The 18,134-nt window shown below is 64.4% G+C and carries 17 protein-coding genes and 1 pseudogene; 12 read left to right on the top strand and 6 right to left on the bottom strand.

Going from position 1 to position 18,134, the window contains the following annotated elements; all coding sequences use genetic code 11:
* Positions 1 to 45 precede the first annotated feature (45 nt).
* Positions 46 to 3,051, top strand: coding sequence for a di-heme oxidoredictase family protein (locus ABE85_RS24330; protein ID WP_082938913.1), 3,006 nt, complete (start codon positions 46 to 48; stop codon positions 3,049 to 3,051).
* Between the two features lie 100 nt (positions 3,052 to 3,151).
* On the opposite strand, the gene ABE85_RS24325 is transcribed toward ABE85_RS24330, so the two are convergent.
* Together ABE85_RS24325 and ABE85_RS28165 are read right to left on the bottom strand one after the other, a co-directional pair.
* The gene (locus tag ABE85_RS24325; protein WP_197507150.1) at positions 3,152 to 3,580 is read right to left on the bottom strand and encodes an Ig domain-containing protein; all 429 of its coding nucleotides are present in this window, start codon (positions 3,578 to 3,580) and stop codon (positions 3,152 to 3,154) included.
* Positions 3,581 to 3,787: 207 nt separating this feature from the next.
* The gene (locus ABE85_RS28165) at positions 3,788 to 4,537 is read right to left on the bottom strand and encodes a VOC family protein (RefSeq protein ID WP_197507148.1); all 750 of its coding nucleotides are present in this window, start codon (positions 4,535 to 4,537) and stop codon (positions 3,788 to 3,790) included.
* Between the two features lie 183 nt (positions 4,538 to 4,720).
* Between ABE85_RS28165 and ABE85_RS24315 the strand changes: the two genes are divergently transcribed.
* The 3 genes from ABE85_RS24315 to ABE85_RS24305 all read left to right on the top strand — a co-directional run bounded on the left by ABE85_RS24315 (position 4,721) and on the right by ABE85_RS24305 (position 6,443).
* Complete coding sequence (locus ABE85_RS24315; RefSeq protein ID WP_157522878.1) at positions 4,721 to 5,047, top strand: hypothetical protein; 327 nt, start codon at positions 4,721 to 4,723, stop codon at positions 5,045 to 5,047.
* A 95-nt stretch (positions 5,048 to 5,142) separates the two neighbouring features.
* Positions 5,143 to 5,796, top strand: a complete 654-nt coding sequence (locus tag ABE85_RS24310; RefSeq protein WP_067280927.1) for a glutathione S-transferase family protein — start codon at positions 5,143 to 5,145, stop codon at positions 5,794 to 5,796.
* Positions 5,797 to 5,897: 101 nt separating this feature from the next.
* Positions 5,898 to 6,443: a hypothetical protein gene (locus ABE85_RS24305; protein WP_067280924.1), complete on the top strand. Its 546-nt coding sequence runs from the start codon at positions 5,898 to 5,900 to the stop codon at positions 6,441 to 6,443.
* A gap of 10 nt (positions 6,444 to 6,453) precedes the next feature.
* On the opposite strand, the gene ABE85_RS24300 is transcribed toward ABE85_RS24305, so the two are convergent.
* Entirely contained in the window at positions 6,454 to 6,738 is a 285-nt protein-coding gene (locus tag ABE85_RS24300) for a hypothetical protein (protein WP_067280916.1), read from the bottom strand.
* Between the two features lie 228 nt (positions 6,739 to 6,966).
* Here ABE85_RS24300 and ABE85_RS24295 point away from each other — a divergent pair, with 228 nt between their 5' ends.
* From ABE85_RS24295 to ABE85_RS24275, 5 genes are read left to right on the top strand one after another with little or no spacing between them, the layout of a single operon-like run.
* Positions 6,967 to 7,323 (top strand): MoaF-related domain-containing protein, encoded by a 357-nt coding sequence (locus tag ABE85_RS24295; protein ID WP_067280914.1) that lies wholly within the window; start codon positions 6,967 to 6,969, stop codon positions 7,321 to 7,323.
* Positions 7,323 to 7,754, top strand: coding sequence for a nuclear transport factor 2 family protein (locus tag ABE85_RS24290; protein WP_067280911.1), 432 nt, complete (start codon positions 7,323 to 7,325; stop codon positions 7,752 to 7,754). The genes ABE85_RS24295 and ABE85_RS24290 overlap by 1 nt, the downstream gene beginning before the upstream one ends.
* A 53-nt stretch (positions 7,755 to 7,807) precedes the next feature.
* On the top strand, positions 7,808 to 9,226 hold the full coding sequence (locus ABE85_RS24285) for a patatin-like phospholipase family protein (protein ID WP_197507146.1): 1,419 nt from the start codon (positions 7,808 to 7,810) through the stop codon (positions 9,224 to 9,226).
* Positions 9,227 to 9,237: 11 nt separating this feature from the next.
* Complete coding sequence (locus ABE85_RS24280) at positions 9,238 to 9,627, top strand: nuclear transport factor 2 family protein (RefSeq protein WP_067280909.1); 390 nt, start codon at positions 9,238 to 9,240, stop codon at positions 9,625 to 9,627.
* The gene (locus tag ABE85_RS24275; RefSeq protein ID WP_067280907.1) at positions 9,624 to 10,820 is read left to right on the top strand and encodes an amino acid ABC transporter substrate-binding protein; all 1,197 of its coding nucleotides are present in this window, start codon (positions 9,624 to 9,626) and stop codon (positions 10,818 to 10,820) included. The genes ABE85_RS24280 and ABE85_RS24275 overlap by 4 nt, the downstream gene beginning before the upstream one ends.
* A gap of 415 nt (positions 10,821 to 11,235) precedes the next feature.
* Here ABE85_RS24275 and ABE85_RS24270 read toward each other — a convergent pair whose 3' ends face one another.
* Positions 11,236 to 11,430, bottom strand: coding sequence for a hypothetical protein (locus ABE85_RS24270; RefSeq protein ID WP_067280904.1), 195 nt, complete (start codon positions 11,428 to 11,430; stop codon positions 11,236 to 11,238).
* A gap of 94 nt (positions 11,431 to 11,524) precedes the next feature.
* The gene (locus ABE85_RS24265) at positions 11,525 to 13,939 is read right to left on the bottom strand and encodes a hypothetical protein (RefSeq protein ID WP_157522875.1); all 2,415 of its coding nucleotides are present in this window, start codon (positions 13,937 to 13,939) and stop codon (positions 11,525 to 11,527) included.
* 256 nt (positions 13,940 to 14,195) lie between these two features.
* On the opposite strand from ABE85_RS24265, the gene ABE85_RS27785 reads away from it, so the two are divergent.
* Together ABE85_RS27785 and ahcY are read left to right on the top strand one after the other, a co-directional pair.
* Entirely contained in the window at positions 14,196 to 14,606 is a 411-nt protein-coding gene (locus ABE85_RS27785; protein WP_157522872.1) for a hypothetical protein, read from the top strand.
* A gap of 498 nt (positions 14,607 to 15,104) precedes the next feature.
* Positions 15,105 to 16,517: pseudogene (ahcY, locus tag ABE85_RS24255) on the top strand (adenosylhomocysteinase); the annotation flags it as partial.
* A gap of 551 nt (positions 16,518 to 17,068) precedes the next feature.
* Here the strand turns inward: ahcY and ABE85_RS28600 are convergent.
* On the bottom strand, positions 17,069 to 17,272 hold the full coding sequence (locus ABE85_RS28600) for a hypothetical protein (protein WP_231993370.1): 204 nt from the start codon (positions 17,270 to 17,272) through the stop codon (positions 17,069 to 17,071).
* On the opposite strand from ABE85_RS28600, the gene ABE85_RS27180 reads away from it, so the two are divergent.
* Entirely contained in the window at positions 17,189 to 17,902 is a 714-nt protein-coding gene (locus ABE85_RS27180; RefSeq protein ID WP_310732609.1) for an alpha/beta hydrolase, read from the top strand. The genes ABE85_RS28600 and ABE85_RS27180 overlap by 84 nt on opposite strands.
* The last annotated feature ends 232 nt before the right edge of the window (positions 17,903 to 18,134 follow it).

The raw sequence follows: 18,134 nt of genomic DNA, 5'->3' as shown, positions 1-18,134 counted from the left end.
GCGCGCTCCCCCGGTGTCTCGTTCTACGGACCTGCAGGAGCGCCCATGCGCCACAACAACCCATCAGAGGCTGACCCGACGTCGGCGTGCCCCTCCCCGCGAAGCCCCTGGGGCATCGTGTTCACCGCCGTCGTCGCGCTCAGCGCCGCCGGCACGCTGGTCGGCTGCGGCGGCGGCGGCGGCAGCTCGGACGCCGGCGGCACGCCGCCCTTGTCCGGCGCCCCGGCCCCGGCGCCCACGCCCGCCCCCGCGCCGCCGGCATCGGCGCCCGTCGGCGACGAGCCCGAGCTGCCTCCGCCCGCTCCCGCGCCGCCCAGCCTGCCCTCAGGCGGCGACAGCGGCACGCCCGCCACGCCTGCCGTGCCCCCGTCCCTGCAGTCGCCGACCGGCCTGGACATCAGCAAGCCCGGCAAGGCCATCACCGGCATCACGGCGACCTCCAGCGCGCTGGAGAACAACGGCGACACCGCCCAGAAGACGCTCGACGGCGACCTGAACACGCGCTGGGCCAGCGCGTTCGACGACAAGGCCTGGATCCAGTTCGACTTCGGCACCAAGACGCCGGTCGGCTACATGAAGCTGGTGTGGCAGAACGCGTATGGCAAGGAGTACGCGATCCAGGTCTCCGACGATGGCACGACCTGGTACCAGCTGCGCTACGTGGCCGGCGGCAAGGGTGGCACCGAGGAGTTCTTCAACCTGAACGCCAACGCGCGCTACGTGCGCCTGCAGGGCGTCGCCCGCGGCACGCAGTACGGCTATTCGCTGCTCGAGGTCAGCTTCAACTCGCCGGGCAGCGACAACACCCTGCCGATGCTCACCGCCTCGGCCGTGCCCACCCCGCCCAAGGGCGCCACGGTGGTCACGCCCGCCGCGCCGGCCACGCTGGAGCAGGTGCAGTTCACGCTGCCCGACGGCACGCTGGTGACGCGCTTCGGCTTCGTGGGCCGCTCGCGCCACGGCCGCGAGCGCGGCGAGGACTGGAACGAGATCGGCTTCGGTCCCAATGACACGGTGGACGCCAACGGCAAGCCGCAGGACAAGGGCCCCGGCGCCTACCTGAACTTCATCGCCAACTACTTCAAGAACCGCACCTGGGGCGTCGAGTTCATCGACAACAGCCGCGTGGCCGGCGTCACCAAGCCCAGCATCGTCGTCAACCAGTACTACCAGCAGGCGCAGCGCGGCGGCGGTCATTCCTTCTTCCGCCGCATCGATGATCCGAACGTCACCGGCTACGGCTGGATGTCGCCCGGCCGGCTGCTGGACAACACCACCTACACGGACGGGTTCGTCGACAAGACCTCCTGCCCGATCGTGGCCAAGCCGCCCGAAGGCGCGCTCGCCCGGCCGACCTCGGGCTACGGCGGCGTCATCGGCGCGAACGACGGCTGCTCGGTCGTGCTGGACAACGTGCCGGGCCACTCGGACCTCGCCCCCAACGCCAACGGCGTGATGGTGCCCAACGGCGTCAACATCCCGTCGCGCAACCTCAAGGTCGGCGACGCGATCGAGTTCACGGGCTCGTTCTTCTCCAGCCGCGCCGCGATGGACGCGATCCAGGACAACGGCAACTTCCGCTACTACACCAACGAGGTGACCTACGTGGTGGGCAGCGGCCTGCGTCCGCAGTACGGCATCCAGCCGCGGCTGAACAACGCGCCGCTGCCGGTGGAGACGCTGTCGGGCGGCACCGGGTCGGTCTCGTACGACTACGCGGACAACTCGACCTTCATGTTCCAGCAGCCGAATACGCAGATCGGCATGAAGAACATGCAGACCTTCGTCGAAGGCCGCCGCTGGTTCCACACCAACATGTGGACCGGTGACCACAACGAGCAGGGCAACGACCGCAACAACGACGCGGTGAAGCTGCAGGGTCCGCGCTTCAACCAGACCAACTGCTTCGGCTGCCACATCAACAACGGACGCAGCCTGGCGCCGCAGGTGCTGAACCAGCGCCTGGACACCATGGCCGTGCGCGTCGCCGCGCTGGACAGCAACGGCAAGCAGCTGCCCCACCCGGTGTACGGCGAGGCCGTGCAGATGAACGCGCGCTCGGCCACCACCGGTGCGGCGCAGGACTGGGGCAACGGCGTGCGCGTCGCCGGCTTCGACACGAAGACCGTCACGCTGGCCGACGGCACCGTCATCACGCTGAGCAAGCCCAAGGTGAGCTTCGACGGTCCGACGCCGACGGTGTACTCGCTGCGCAGCGCGCAGCCGGTGATCGGCATGGGTCTGCTGGAGGCGATCACCGACGCGGACATCCTGTCCCGCGTGCGCACCACGGCGGACGAGGACGGCGTGAAGGGTCAGGCCAACCTGGTCTACGACCCGGAGACGGCGACCGTGCGCGTGGGCCGCTACGGCTGGAAGGCGGCCAAGGTGAGCCTGCGCCACCAGACGGCCAATGCGCTGCTGCTGGACATGTCGGTCACCTCGCCGGTCTACCCGAACCGCGACTGCCTGGCCGGCCCGGCCCAGTGCAACAAGACCAAGGTGGAAAAGGGCGTGACCGAGGACGAGCTGCAACTGCTCTCGCGCTACGTGGCCCAGCTGGGCGTGCCGGCGCAGCGCAGCGTCGTCAGCGGCTTCCCCAAGGGCGTGACGCCGCTGCCCTACCTGGACGTGGATCCGGTGAAGATCGCGGCGGGCTCGAAGGTGTTCTCCACCATCCGCTGCACGGCCTGCCACATCGCCGAGATGAAGACGGGGTCGGGCACCGAGCTGGCCGAGATGCGCAACCAGACCATCAAGCCCTACACCGACCTGCTGCTGCATGACATGGGCAGCGACCTGGCCGACAACTTCGCCGAATCGCAGGCGAGCGGCAGCCAGTGGCGCACCTCGGCCCTGTGGGGCATCGGGTACACCGAGCGCGTGGCCGGCACCGGCGTGAAGGTGGGTTACCTGCACGACGGCCGCGCCCGCACGCTGACCGAAGCGGTGCTGTGGCACGGGGGTGAAGGCGACGCGAGCCGCCAGCGCTTCGTCAAGCTGAGCACGGCGGACCGCGAGGCGCTGCTGGCCTTCCTCAACTCGCTCTAAACAGCCTCAACGGGAAGCCACTTCCCCACGCCCGCTTGACCACGCAGTCGCGTCGGCAAGCGGGCGTTTTTCGTTCAAGCGCCCGTTCCCTGTCCGCGGCTCACGGCGCGATGTTGATGATCCCCAGTGCTTCGATCTTGCGGTAGCCCGGCAGGTACATCGCCACCAGCCCGCCATCGGCGGACGGACCGCCGATGCCGATCGCCTGGGTGGGCGTGCCGGAGATGACGCCGGTCCTGGTGTCCAGCACGAGCCCGCTCGGCAGCCCCTGTGCGACGTTGACCGCGAACGACTGCTGGCCGGCGCACGAGGCGGGAAGTCCCGTGATGGTGGGTGTCGCCGTCAACGGGACGCCGACCTTGCCGCTCACCCTGCGGTCGATCGAGCCGTTGGAGTTCCAGCTGAAGGTGAGCATCAGGACTTCCGGACCGCAGGGCTTGTCGTCGTCGCCACCGCCGCCGCAGGAAGCGAGCAAGGGGACGAGGGCGACGGCGAGGAGGGTCCTGGCAAGAACGCGGAGCGGAATCATGGATGTGAATCTGATGGGTTGCATGGCGGCCAGCACCCTACCGACAGCGATCGCGCTGAACAATCCGTCGAATCGGGTATCCCGCACGGCGCCGGATTGCCCCGTGACGCATTGCCCGGATCACGCTTGTCGAGTGGTGCGCGGGAGCGACAGCGTCACCGCATCGTCATCGCCTTGGCCGGGTCTGCAGGGATCGCGACCTCTTCTTCAGTCCGGCAACTGTTCCTCGAAACGCAGATAACCCACATGGGCGAGCGGCGACAACGTGCCTCCGATCGAGACACCGACATGCTGCTCGTCCAGTGCCCATGAGGCATCGAAGTCCGCGATGACTTCCGCTGCGGCACAACTGCAACTGTTCCTCGGTTCCTCTTCCGGTGAGCCGTCGTACTCGAAGCGCAGGCGAAGCACGCTCAACGCCGGATCGGCCTCGATGGAGGCCTGACGTAGCTGAGGGTGCACTTCTCCCAGCAGCGCCCGCTGCAGCGAGAGAAGGAGGAACCGGCGATCGATCTCGGTCTCACTCCCAGCGACGAGCTCACCACCCCAATCACCGGGATGCACATCGCGCTCCGACTGCGAGAACGTCCACACGTACCCCGCCAGATCCGCAGCGGTGTACTGGCGCTCTCCGTACGGGAACGAGTGCGGTCGGGACAGGACCTTGGCGCCTTCCGCCGCCGCTCGCGCGGCATGCTGATCGGCGCTTGCGACACGGACCATGATCGAGAAGCCAGGCTCTGCTGGCGCATCGCCTTGCGCCACCACCACGGCGCCGGAGCCGATATCGAGCTGCACCCGATGGTCGCCGATGCGCAGGCGCTCGCTGAAGCCGAAGACACGGACCAGCCACGCCGCCGCAGCCGCGACATCCGGGTAAAGAAGCACCGGGATGACCGTTGCCAAGGACATCGAGCGGTTCTCGGTGCCAGACAGGAAGGCGGTGTCTTTTGGCATGCAGAGATTGAAGCATGCGTCCCTTAGTCGCAGCAAACGTCATCGCGAGTCACGTCCGACCGCGCCTCCGTCCGCCCGCGGCACGGCCCCATTCAACGGCGCATTCCGCAGTTCGCGACACGTCGGAACACGCCATCGAGCGCTCCTCATACAACGCCTCCTCGGACAGACGGAGGAATGAACATGCAGGCAGATCTCGACGTGGCGACAGCAGCGACAGCGGCGACTGGTGTCGACCCTGCGCCGGCCACGACGCTCAAGAGGAAGAGCTATCTGAAGGCCAACGTGGCCACCGTACTGGCCATCGCGATCGCCGCGACGGCAGCGTGGATCACCGCCATGGCCTTCGTTGAAGCCTATGGCATCGGCGCGAGCCACTTCGGCCAATCGACCGACCTGGCCAAGCGGGCAGGACCGGGGGTCGGCCTGTTCGTCCTCGACGGCGTGGCGCTCATGGTCGTTGCCGTCTTCGCTCGACTGGCGGCGCGGGCTTTCCGCTCCGGACGTTGAAGACACCCACCGCGCCAGCTTTCTCGCGCTGAGCTGTCGATCGCGGTGAGGGTCGTTCGTCGTTCCCAGACACGCTTCGTGCAAGGATCGACGTCATGACCATCACCATCACCGCTTTCGACCGCTCACCCGACGGTGGCAAGGGGCTCGCGCGAGACACGCGCGTCCGCTGGGCTCTGGAGGAGGCGGGGCTGCCTTACGACGTCCGCCTCGTCTCGTTCAAGGCCATGAAAGAGCCGGCGCACATGGCGCTCAATCCGTTCGGCCAGATTCCAACGTATGAGGAAGGCGGGCTGGCGCTCTTCGAAACGGGCGCGATCGTCCTGCACATCGGTGAGCGGCATGCCGGACTGCTGCCCGACGACGCCGACGCGCGAGCGCGCGCCGTGACCTGGGTCTTCGCCGCGGTGAACACGGTGGAGCCGCCCATCCTCGAGTTGACGATGGCCCGGTTCTTCGAGCGCGACCAGCCCTGGTACGCGGCCCGGCTCCCGTCGCTGGAAGCCCGGGTGCGCACGCGGTTGCAACAGCTGTCGGCGCACCTGGGCGATGCCGACTGGCTCGACGGCGCGTTCAGCGCCGCGGATCTGATGATGGTGCACGTGCTGCTGCGGTTGCGGTCGACGGGCCTCCTCGACGAGTTCCCGCGGGTGGGCGCCTATGTCGCGCGCGGCGAGGCACGCCCCGCCTACCAACGGGCATTCGCCGACCAGTTGGCGGTGAACACGCGAGCACCGCAGCCGGGCTGATCTACGTTCCATCCGCCGCATTCGACAGCTCATCGCTTTCGACGGGCAAGGCCTGGCCCCGCCGCCGACGATCGCCGCTTCTTCCACTCCAGGAGTGCGCGATGTCCCTCGCCCTCACCACCGCCGCGGACACACGCCGCGTCCGCGCGCTGCTCACGATCCTGGTCGCGCTGCTGGCGCTCGCGCACCTCGCCTGGCAATGGACGCACGGCGGCATCGTCAGCCATCACCTGCTAGCGAATCCCGATCTGCCGTCCGTGTCCAACGGATGGGGCATCGTGTCCCTGCCGGCATTGGCGTGGATCCTCTCCGGCCGCTTCCTGCGCCGCGCGACCTCCGGCCCGGCAAAGCGCGCCATCCTGATCGCCGCCCTGGGCGCCGTCTGTGCGGGCATCGGGCTATCGCTGGCCTTCAGCCTCGGGACGCCCGATCACGCCGCAGTCGTGCTCCTGGCGATCCTGCTCAGCGGCATCGCGCTGCCCACCTACCGCGCGGAGTACCTGCTCGGCTTCGTGCTCGGCATGGCGTGGACCTTCGGCCCGATCCTGCCGATCCTGGTCGGCTCGGTGCTGGCGCTGAGCTCGTTCCTCGTCCGTCGGGTGGCGTGGCCGGCAATGGGTTGGGCGGTGGCGCGGCTGCGGACGTGAGGGGACGTCTCTAGAGCAACTTCTGCAGACGGATCAATGCATCGACCTGTCTTTGGAGACCGACCACCCTCACCGCCAGTTCGATGATGAGCCACAGCATCAGGCTGCCGAACACCAGGTAGGGCTCTCGATGATCGATCAGCACCGCGATACCCACGAACAGGACCGGAAGACAGCGCAGGAGCATCGCCACGCCGCGTGATTGACCGGCGGTGCGCAGCACCTCCCGGGCGCTGTCGTCCCTCGCCAATTCCGCGAGCGCGATCTCAGCACGGCCCTGTTGTTCAACACTCATTGCGTCAACTCCCCGATCTGAAGGCGAAGGGATGTTATCGACTCCGCTTCCGGAAGGGCGTCCTACTTAGTGGGGGTGTACGACCCGTCGCCACGCTGCGATTTGGCTCGGACATGGCAGACGCCTCAAGAACGCGAAGCACATTCAGACTGCCGACAGCATCTCCAGACAGTGCATGGGCGATGTCGGCCGGAGACACTCGCGGCGGCCAAGTTCTTGAGGAGAGTCATGAGCATCCCGCAGTCCGCCGCCGACGCGACGCAATATCCCGTCGGGCTCGTCTTCGACGTCTCGTTCAAGGAGTTCTCCGTGAGACTCCGCATCCTGTCGGAAGACACGATCCGATTCGATATCGCCGAGGGCCCCTTCGCCAAGGTCGAAGAGGTGAAGTTCAAGGCCACCCTGATCCGCCCCGGCCTGTTCCTGGTGACCTGGGTGGAAGGCAGCGGCGCGACGGTGGTTCACGTCGAGGACTTTGCCCAGGGCAGGCTTTATTCAAACGCCACGGTTCCCGACGGAACCTTCCTCCGAATGGAAGGCGCCTTGCGCGTCGTGGACACGGCGACCGAGACGGAGACGATCTGATGAGCGGCAACACGGAACACAACAAGGCACTGGTGCTGGAAGCGATGACGGCCCTGTTCCAGCGCCGGGACGCGCAGGCGGTGGAGCGCCTCTACGCCCCCGACTACATCCAGCACAACCCATCCATTCCGCAAGGCCGCGCGGCCCTGGGCGCGCTGGTGGCCCAACTCCCGTCGGACCTCTTCTACGAGCCCGGGCTCATGATTGCCGAGGGCGCCTATGTGGCGATCCACGGCCGCATCCGCGGATGGGCACCGACGCCCCAGGTCGTGATCGACATCTTCCGCATCCAGGACGGCCTGCTGGCCGAGCACTGGGATGTCCTGCAGGACGAAGTCTCCGCGGGCGCGACGCAATCGGGGACCTCGATGTTCTCGCCCGAAGAACGGGAGCGGCAGCTCACCGTGAATCGTGAGTACAAGCCTGGTTGAGGCGGGAATGCGGGAGGGCCGGCCCGCGCATCGCAGGGGGTCATGACATGCGCGTGGCGGGCTCGCTCCGCGCGGCCATGACGGCCGTGATGTCCGTGGCGGCCGCGGTCGCGCTGGGCGGTTGCGCGACCGCACCGCGCCCGCCCGCAAACGTTCCCTTGGACCAGGCGGTGGCGCCGGAGATGGGCCGCCCCCAAGACCTCGTCCAGGAATACACCATCGGCATTGCGTTCTCGGGCGGCGGCCTGAGGGCCTCCGCCTTCGCGGCCGGCGTGCTCGAAGGCCTGGCGGCCGAGAAGACGAGCCAGGGCGACCTGCTCGATTCACTGGCCTTCATGAGCTCGGTGTCGGGCGGCTCGCTGACCGCGGCGTACTACGTGCTGAATGGTCGCGAGGGCCTGTCCAGTATCAAGGAGCGGGTGCTGACGCGCGACTTCGAGTCGCACATGAACCTGAGCCTGGCCTCGCCGGCGAACTGGGTCCGCATGCTGCGAGGCGGACTCAATGAACGCTCGAACTTCGCGCAGGTGATGGACGACGAAGTCTTCCAGCACGCGACCTTCGCCGACCTGTACGCGAAGCGACGCCCGGACCTCTGGATCAATGCGACCGATCTCTATCACCGCAGCAGCTTCCCCTTCCTGCCGGGGATCTTCGGCGCGCTGTGTTCCGACCTCCGCCAGTTCCCGGTCGCCGATGCGGTGGCCGCGTCGATGGCCGTGCCGCTGGTCTTCAGGCCGACGGTGCTGAGGACCTTCCCGACGGACTGTCCGATCCCCGAGCCCGCCTACCTCCGGCCCACCCTGGAGAACGCTGCTGCGCCCCGACTGCTGCGATCGGTGGCGGAAGCGATGCGGAGCTATCGCGATCCGGACGGCCCGGGCTACGTGATGCTCGTGGACGGCGGCGTGACGGACAACTTCGGCCTGTCCAGTCTCCTGATCTCGCGGGCGATCGCGAGCAACGCCCACAGCCCGATGACGGCACGCGATGCCGTGCGGGTCCGCAAGCTGCTCTTCCTGGTCGTGGATGCGGGGCGCGGTCCCAGCGGGTCCTGGAATCGCCGGCTCGACGGACCCGACGGGATCGATTCCGCGATGGCGGCGACCGATGCCGCCATCGATGCCGCCGCGCGCCTGGCGGCGGATTCCTTCCAGGCCGCGATGCAGCGGTGGCGGGACGCCCTGGTCCGGCATCGATGCACCTTGAGTGCGAGCGACATCGATGCCCTTGGCGGCGTGCCCGCCGGCTGGCGCTGCGACGACGTGGAGATCCTCGTCGAGCTGCTCGGCTTCCAGAACGCCGAGCCCGCCACGGCGGCACGGGCGCGGGCGATCGAGACCCGTCTGACGCTCCCGCGCCAGGAGATCGACGTCGCCGTGGACGCAGGACGCCAGGCGGTCCGAAGGTCCGCGGTGATACGCGCCTTCGCGCGACACGACACACGGCACTTCCCGATTGACGACAAGTGAAAGAGGACGAGATGTCTGACCAACCGACAGCAGAAGCACCCATCGACTACGACCGTCTGATGCAGGCCAACCTGACGCAGGTGTTCGGCGAGCACGACGCCGAGAAGCGTCTGGCCGCGATCACCACGCTGTATGCGCCGGATGCCGTGCTGAACGAACCCGAGCGCACGGCCAAGGGCCACGCGGAGATCAACGACGCCGTGTCGGAGCTGCTCGCCACGCTGCCGCCTGATTTCGCGTTCCGCGCGCAGGGTCCCGCGATGGGCCATCACGGCATCGGCATCCTGCGATGGGGCTCCGGGCCTCGCGACGGCGCGTCCGTCGTCGATGGCATGGACATCGCGCACTTCCAGGGCGGCGTCATCCATTCCCTGACCGTGTTCCTGATCGCCAAGCCATGAACGAGCACCCGCACGCCTCCTCCGCGCCCATCCGCCTGGGTTACGTCCTGTCATTGAGCGGCGCCGTCGGCGGCAACGGGCAGGCCGCGCGCCTCGCGCACCAGATCTGGCTCGACGACATCAACCGGCGGGGCGGCCTGCTGGGCCGCCCGGTCGAGCTGATCTGCCACGACGACCAGTCGGACGCCTCGAAGGTGCCGGCGCTCTATCGACGTCTCATGGACGACGACCAGGTCGACCTCGTCTTCGGCGGGTACGGCACCGGCACGCTCCTGCCCGCCATGCCGACGATCATGGCTCGTCAACGGTTCTTCGTCGGCCTCATGGGGCTGGGCGTCAACAACACGCTCGGCTACCCGAACTACTTCGCGATGATCCCGACCGGCCCGGATCCGAACGCCGCGCTCACGGAGGGATTCTTCGCGCTCGCCGCCGAGCAGCACCCGCGACCCAGGACGGTCGGACTCCTGTCGGCGGACGCGGAGTTCTCCCGCAATCCCATCCTGGGTGCGAAGGCCAACGCGGCGAAGTACGGCTTCGAGGTCGTCCATGAAGCCACCTATCCGCTGGCGACGGCGGACTTCACGCCGGTCATCGACGCCGTCGCGAAGAGCCGGTGCGATCTGCTGTTCCTGTGCTCCTACCTGCAGGACTCGATCGGCCTGGTCCGGGCGATCCACGCGCATGCGTTCCGGCCCGGCATGGTGGGCGCCGCGATGATCGGCCCGCAGAACGCGACGGTGAAGGCATCGCTGGGCCCCTTGCTGAACGGCTTCGTGAACTACGAGTACTGGGTGCCCTCCCCCGGATTGATGTTCGAGGGCGTCCAGGGTCTGCTGGAGACCTACCGCGCCCGCGCCGCCTCCGCCGGCGTGGATCCGCTGGGGCACTACATGGTGCCGCTGGCCTATGCCCAGATGCAGGTCATCGCGCAGGCCGTGGAGGCCACGGGAGGACTGGAGGACGCCGAACTGTCGGCCTACGCCCGCGAGGCGAGCTTCGAGACCGTCATGGGCACCGTCAAGTTCGGCGTGAACGGCGAGTGGACGACGCCTCGCGTGCTGCAGGTCCAGTTCCAGGGCGTCGAGGGTCATCGGGCCGAGCAGTTCCTCGACGATTCGAAGCAGGTGGTGGTCTCGCCGAGATCCATGGCCTCGGGCCGGTTGATCTATCCGTACGTGCTCGCGTTCTGACGCGGACGATCCCGGCGCGGAGTCGGCTGTTCTAATGCGGGCGTCCGAAGTCCACCGCTGAGGTGCCGAATTGAAGGACCGAACTGCAGGTTCCCCCAGCCTTCCCTCTGATCAGCGATAGCTTCGACGTTGGGCCGCCTTGTTGGAAAGGACTGAACAGGATCCGCTGGAGCATCTGGCGTCGGACACGGCGACAAATCAAGGGACCGAATCGGTTGCTCCCCGATCCCCCGTACGCCGCCGCAATGCTCGGCGTACTTCAGGCGTTCATACATACCAACATGCTCTGTCAACGGAGGACCAAGCTCGTCTGGCATTCTTCGGTACCACCAACGCGAACATGCAGAGCCTCCAGGTACCCAACGTGAAGCACATTGCAAGGTTCACGTTCCGAGGACGGATTTCAGACGAGGAACTATGGCAACGTCATAGCTTGGTAGACGTTATGGGAGTCGGGCGTGACGACGAATTCGCCGAACGCCGACGGGCTGATCTCGTCCTTGAGGACGATCCTCAGCGGTGCCGTGCAGGTGAGAGGCAATGCCTGGGTGTCGTCGAAGTACGCTTCATCGATCAGCCAAAGCGCTGGAAGCTCTTCTCTTGTCATCATCCGCCGCGGAAGTGTCTCGGATCGAGTACCTTCGAGGAGCGCCTTGTGAGAGACGCAGTGGGCTCTTTTCCAATAGCTTTTGGTTCGCGTCGGCTCACTGTTTTGGCAGAGTCCCGGTCAGCGTCATCTTGAACGCACGAGGATCCTCAGGTTCCGTCTTCGCCTGCTTTTTCACCTCCGCCTGCGGCAAATCGAAGACGAAGACGGATTTGTCATTGGCCCCCTTGTCGCCGTTCTGGAAGAACACCTTCTTGACCGACTCGGCGGTTTTCTTGCTCAGCGCAAACTCAAGCGCGACTCCTCCCTCGTAGACCACCACGCTTTTCTGCAGAGGTGTTGGCACGATCCTGGTCGTTGCCGCCTCAAGGTTGTTGCCCAGGACGAGGAAAGTAAGCCTGTCGTTCAGAACCGAATTCAGCGCGATCGAGTCGACGCGGAAGTGCGATGCTGCATCCAACCGATAGGTGTTTCGGTATTGCTCGCCCAGTAAGAACCTGCTGAGTTCGACGATCCGGCTGTTTTCGACCACCGAACGCGGCGCATCGAAGACCACTTCCTTGCCTCTGATCTCAAGCCTGTCGCCGGGGAACCCGAACAGCGAGTCTCCGATGCGCGCAATCAACGGATACTCGCCAGCGATGGGTTTGATGCTGAGGCACTGCTTGATGGGCAGGGTCACCTCCGCAATGCTGGAGCTCTTAAGCCTGACCGAGGCGCCTCCCCAAGGGCGTTCCGGATCGTTGGCAACGATGGCGCACTCGTTACCGCCCTTCATTTTGATTCGGGCGTTTCGGACCTCCTTAGGATCCAGCGTCGCAAAGACTGCCTTCCCGACCGAACAAACCGGATCTTTCGAACTGAGACAATCGTTCAGCGCCAAGTGGTCGTTCGCAAAGCTCCCTAGGACGATGTTTGCCCGGGGGTCCGAGGACTCCGCTGCTGTCAGCGGTGGATAGAGTGAACGGTCAAGGTTCACGTACTCCCCGTCGGGGCTGACTACGATGATGTTGGCGGTAGCGAGTGCTGCATTCGATGCAATGAACTCCAGCGAGCGCCCGGTATTCTCCACTCCAATCACCTCCGTGTTTCCCAAGCGCACCTTCGTCCCCCTCAGAAAATGACCCGCGATCGAGATGGAGCTGTTGTTCTGACGCGCATCACGGTACGCGATGTCGAGCACATTCAACGTGTCGAACAACGCAGGGACATTGAAGTTCTCCGAGCGTCTGCTTTCCTCGATCACCCGACCGACGGTGCCCGTCTTCTTCTCGAACTTCCTCCAGCGCGTTTCAATGAACATGCGCATCGTCGCACCCCGGTCAGGCCGAGGGATCGACAGCTGCACCAAAGCCTCCCGCAGACCTGCGGACACCACCTCTTGACCAAGTACCGGCTTGAACAGCCAGCCGAAACGTAAGGGCCTAGCGCCCCCTTCGCACACTCCATCGTACGGAGAGGACTGATGCCCGAGCAACGCGACCGTATCCTGAGCGCGAACGATGTAATAGGTATCGCGCGTCCAAGAGAAGTTGCCAGCGACGCTGAATACGCCGGCGATCGCGCCGAGCCCCACTCCGAAAGACTTGTTGGTGATGGCGGCGATGTTGTAGGTCTTCTCTCTCGGGATCAAGTTCACCAGAAGCGGCTTGGCTGCTTCCGGTACCGCTTGCGGAGAGCCAAGCTGCGCCGCGCACACGGCAACTAGAACTTCGACCGCCTCTCCCCGAGTCTCATAGTTGGCCATCGCTGGAACGGAAATTGGCACGCCAATCGTCACTTGCATGCGCCCGTTTCCATTCGGGGAGTACTCAGAGTTCAGGGGCGATTCCAGCAGCGTCTGCACCGTCGCCAACTCCATCTCCAGCTGCACCTGCTCCGCCAGAGCGTTCAATGCCCCCTGCGAGACCTGGGTAGGCGCAGCAAAGGTACCCGCCGAAGGCAGGGTCGGGATCGATGGCGTGAATGAGGTTGTTGTGGTCGTGACGTCAGTGCCTGAGCCTTGGGACATGGGCGTCATCAGTTGCAAAGACGTGCTCTCCTTGGCGACCGTACTCGCCGCGCCAGGCGTCGTAGCACCTGCAGGGCTTGCGGTGTTCTGAGTGAGCTCCGTCGTGTTCAGCGTGGTCGACGTGCCCGCCGGCGTCGTTGTGGTGGCCTTGTTGACAACCCCCGCTGTAGGCAACGCATTGGCCTGAATTGCCGCGTTGACCCTCTGCACAGACGCGCCCTGGATCGTTCCAAGCTGCTGGGTCAGCTTGCTTGCGTCGATCCCTTGCAGTGTGGCAATGCGGTCTTTGATCTGCTCCAAGCGCACTCGCAGTGCGAAGTTGTTGTAGACCTTAGGCGTATAGATCTCGATGTACGGACTCGCTTGAGACCGCACACTCAGATCGGTCGGCTCGACGGGGACCGATGCGGCAACAGAAGCGGATCTGAGGCGCGTCACTTCGTGCAGCTTCAGCTCCTGCGCCTGAATCGATCCAGACAACAGCAGCAGCGTCGTCGTCAACAGAGTCCTTTTCATCACCCCTCCCTAGAGCTTGATCTGTAACGCATATCCAAACCCGAACACGTAGGTTGACGTGCCATCGACTTCAATCCGTGTTCCATGGCCAAATCCTGGCAGATTGCTGAAGTACTTGTATGCCTCCTCACAACCTCGGTCGGAGAGGTGGCCTGGCTTGGTGTCGGTGGTCAACAGCGAGCTTCTCGCCACTTCGTCCAGGCGGGCCTCACGGCGGGCATGGTTCAGCCCTAGCGTCCCTGTGACCTTCATCGCCTCCACCCTTTCCATTCAAATTGCCGATGTTGCTTTCGGCAATCATGAAGTCAAGCGATCCGCCATCAACCTTGATGACGGCGGCAGAGACAAGCTCTTTCGGACGTTGAGGAGGTTGCCCAGTCAGTCTGCTCGTGCTGGTAGCCCGCGCGCCCTTGCCGGCCAGCCTCGACCGCATGCACTGGTCGTGACAGCCATGCTGTCGGTGACTGTCGCTACTGGTTGCGACTCTGTTGCTGATGATGCCCAGGGTGCCCGGTTTGACTGGGGCCGCCTGCGCATCCCAGACCAGTTGCATGGCACGTTCGCGGCGATCAGCGCGTTGCATCGACTGGTTGAATCCGCCAGCAAAAGCGGACATGGAGCGGGCGGCCCGAAAGACTATTCCCAGCCGTAGGCAGTCGACTTCGAGCCGCGGCTTCGGTGTACACCAATGGGTGCTCGAACTAATGGCTGGCTGAAGGCATATGGGTCACAACTTGGCTCTACCCATTACGCTTGCTGACTGAGGATAGCGTGTGAGAGCGGCTCATTGCGCATAGTGGTGCGGTATTGCGCGACTACGAGGGCTCGCGCTAGCCCTGTGACGGCTTCGCAAGAAGGAATGACGCTTCATCGGCTTAGACGCCGGGAAAGTGGCGATACGCATGTGCCGGCCCGACTCAGCGGGCGATCCAGCCCTTCTTGGCCGGACAGCATGACGCTGAGGTCTGCTTCGAGTTTGTAGGCTCGGACACTGACGCCCTGCAGGCTACGGTTACGGGCTTGCGGGTCCGTGGGAACTCGCAGATCCCGGAGCGGGCCTCGCTTGATGCCCATGGCCCCGCGTATAGACCACCGCGCCACTTCGACCGCTCCGGCTATGCTTGGGGAGCTCAAACTTTGAGGAGTCCTTGTGGTGCGCGTTCTCCCGCAACCGGCCGAGAGTGACTTTGCAGTGGGCGATCTGACACTCGCCGACTGGGGGCGCAAGGAAATCTGCATTGCGGAACAGGAGATGTCCGCGCTGATGGGGATCCGGCGCGACTTCGCCGTTATCCAGCCGTTGAAAGGTGCGCGCATCGCCGGCAGTGTGCACATGACGATCCAGACCGCTGTTCTGGTGGAGACACTGCAGGCGCTTGGCGCCGAGGTGCGTTGGGCTTCGTGCAACATCTACAGCACGCAGGACCACGCCGCCGCCGCGTTGGTAGCGCAGGGCACTCCAGTTTTTGCCTACAAAGGCGAAACCCTGGAGGACTACTGGGACTACACCCATCGCATCTTCGAGTTTGGTTCGAAGGGATCCAAGACCGAGGGCCCGACCATGATCCTAGACGATGGCGGCGACGCCACGTTACTGATGCACTTGGGCCAAATGGCCGAGAAGGATGCGAGCGTTATCACCAATCCTCGAAGCGAGGAGGAGCGACTTCTGTTTGCCGCGATCAATGCCAGGCTCGCCGCCGACGGCAGCTGGTACACGCGCATGAGTGCCAGGATCGTTGGTGTGTCCGAGGAGGCAGCGATCGGAGTACATCGCCTGAAGGAACTGTCCCGATCTGGCAAGCTGCTGTTTCGCGCCATCAACGTGAATGACAGCGTCACGAAGAGCAAGTTCGACAGCCTGTATGCCAGCCGCGAGAGCCTGGTGGATGGAATCAAGCGGGCAACCGACGTGATGATCGCCGGCAAGATTGCCGTAGTGTGCGGCTACGGTAACGTGGGAATGGGGTCTGCTCAGGCTCTGCGTGGTTTGAGCGCGCAGGTCTGGGTGACTGAGATCGACCCAATAAACGCTCTGCGCGCGGCAATGGAAGGCTACCGCGTGGTCACGATGGACTACGCCGCCGATAAGGCAGACATCTTTGTCACGGCCACCGGCAATAAGCATGTCATCACGCACGACCATATGGCGCAAATGAAGCACAACGCCATCGTCTGCAACATCGGTCACTTTGACAACGAGATCGACATCGCGTCGATCGAGCAGTACGAGTGGGATGAGATAAAGCCGCAGGTCGACCACGTAGTCTTCCCCGACGGAAAGCGCATCATCGTGCTCGCCAAGGGCCGCCTCGTGAACCTGGGGTGCGGCACCGGCCATCCAAGCTACGTTATGTCATCGGTGTTCGCGAACCAGGCAATCGCGCAGATTGAGCTATTCACGCACAGCGCCAAGTACGAGGTAGGCCAAGTCTACGTGCTCCCTCGACACTTGGATGAAGAAGTAGCACGCCTGCAATTGCAGTCGCTGAACGCGCAGCTCACCACGCTCACCGACGAGCAGGCCGCCTACATCGGTGTTTCAATAGAAGGGCCATATAAAGACCTTCCGAAGGCTGGCTGGAGAGGGGAGCAGCAACGTCACATCGCGACTACTCAACACGAACAAACTGAGAGCGAAAGCCGATCGGGGCCTGATCAAATCGTAGTTTCGCGAGACACTCGCTGGCTGCCTCCCGATGAGCAGCGGGAAGTCAAGACCCGCCTTCCTCAATGGGCTACCGACGCACAAGCGACCGAGATCGTCACGGTCATGTACCGGGTGAGACTCGGCGGCGATATGAACGCGCTGTCGGATTTCTTCATGGAGAAACTTCCAGATCCAATTCCAATTCGGCTCGCTCACCCCGCCATATCTCACGCGGAAGAGTCATCCCTTGTCACTATTGCGCTGTTTCCGAGTGGAGAAATCCGGACCGTTGGCGGCGTTCGCATTGTTGAAGGCTCGCGGGCTGAACTGACGCCATTCGACTACTGGAGCCTCATTGATCCGGATGCAATCGGTAGCTCGGGGGATTCGGAGGTGCGACTGGAGGCTCACATGCTTGCCATTGGGGTGCCGTCGTGACTGCAATGAGCTCAGCCCAGCACCGGCTAGTGCGAACAGGCGATGCCATCTTGCGCTACTCTGACGGCGCGAGGGCGACTCATGACGACTTCGTTGCAGGCAATGCTGTGGTCTTCATCCATGGCTTCACTGCCGATAGCAGCTACATGCGAGATCTGATGCATCAGTTCTCCGGTGCCGGATTCGTAGCCTTCGCGTTCGAGTACGCGTGCCACCGGGGCATCGATCACGCCGCTTCCACACTAGTCGGCCTTTTGAGACTGCTCGATAGCGCCGGGAGCGTATCGAAGAACAGGGTTGTCCTCGTGGGACATAGCATGGGTGGACTTGTCGCAAGGGCGGCGGTCTCACTATCGGGCGGTGAAGCCTTCGTAAGGAAGGTCATCACTCTCGGAACGCCGAACGACGGGACCCTGCAAGGGAACTGGGTTCCTCGATGCATGGCTTACTGGGGTGAAGCGATAGGCGGAGCGAATCCGCGAGGCTTCGCAGCTCAAGCTGACTCGGCCCGTCAGCTGATCAAATCGGATTCGCCTCCTACCCTTTTGGACCGACTGCGTCGCGCAGCGGGACCGTCTGGAGTTTCATATCACAGCATTTCGGGGGGCTACCGCCAGCTCGACTTCGGGAAGGGCTACTGGAAGAATCTAATCATCAACAACTACCTGCAGCGCAGATTGCCCGTTCCGAATGATGGGTTGGTCGGTGAGTCTAGTAGCGATCTATCTCGACCGGAATTTGCGGGGAACGCGCCTGGCTGCACACATAACAACTCCTATGTCGGGTATCCGCATGCGAACCATACCTTCCTCGTGAACAACCAGGAGGTCGCGTTGTGCGCGGCGGCGTGTGCGCGGTGATCGGACGACTTCTGAACTGGACCGCCTCGCCTTTCGAGGGAAGTTCTGCAGCCGGGATGTCAACGTCCGCGATGATTTGCGCCGAGGTCGTCGAGCGCGCCGCGGGTACCAGACCAAAGAACTAGGCGGTTCAATGCTTGTGCTCCCTGCACATCTGCAGACGTTGAACTGAGGCAGTCGAGCACCAAGGCGACTTCCCATCGCCGCATCTGCATCTACCTCAAGCGTGCGG

It is taken from the genome of Mitsuaria sp. 7 (assembly GCF_001653795.1).
Classification (GTDB): Bacteria; Pseudomonadota; Gammaproteobacteria; order Burkholderiales; family Burkholderiaceae_C; genus Roseateles.
The sequence above is the reverse complement of the archived record's forward strand: the minus strand, read 5'-3'. Positions and strand labels throughout refer to the sequence as shown.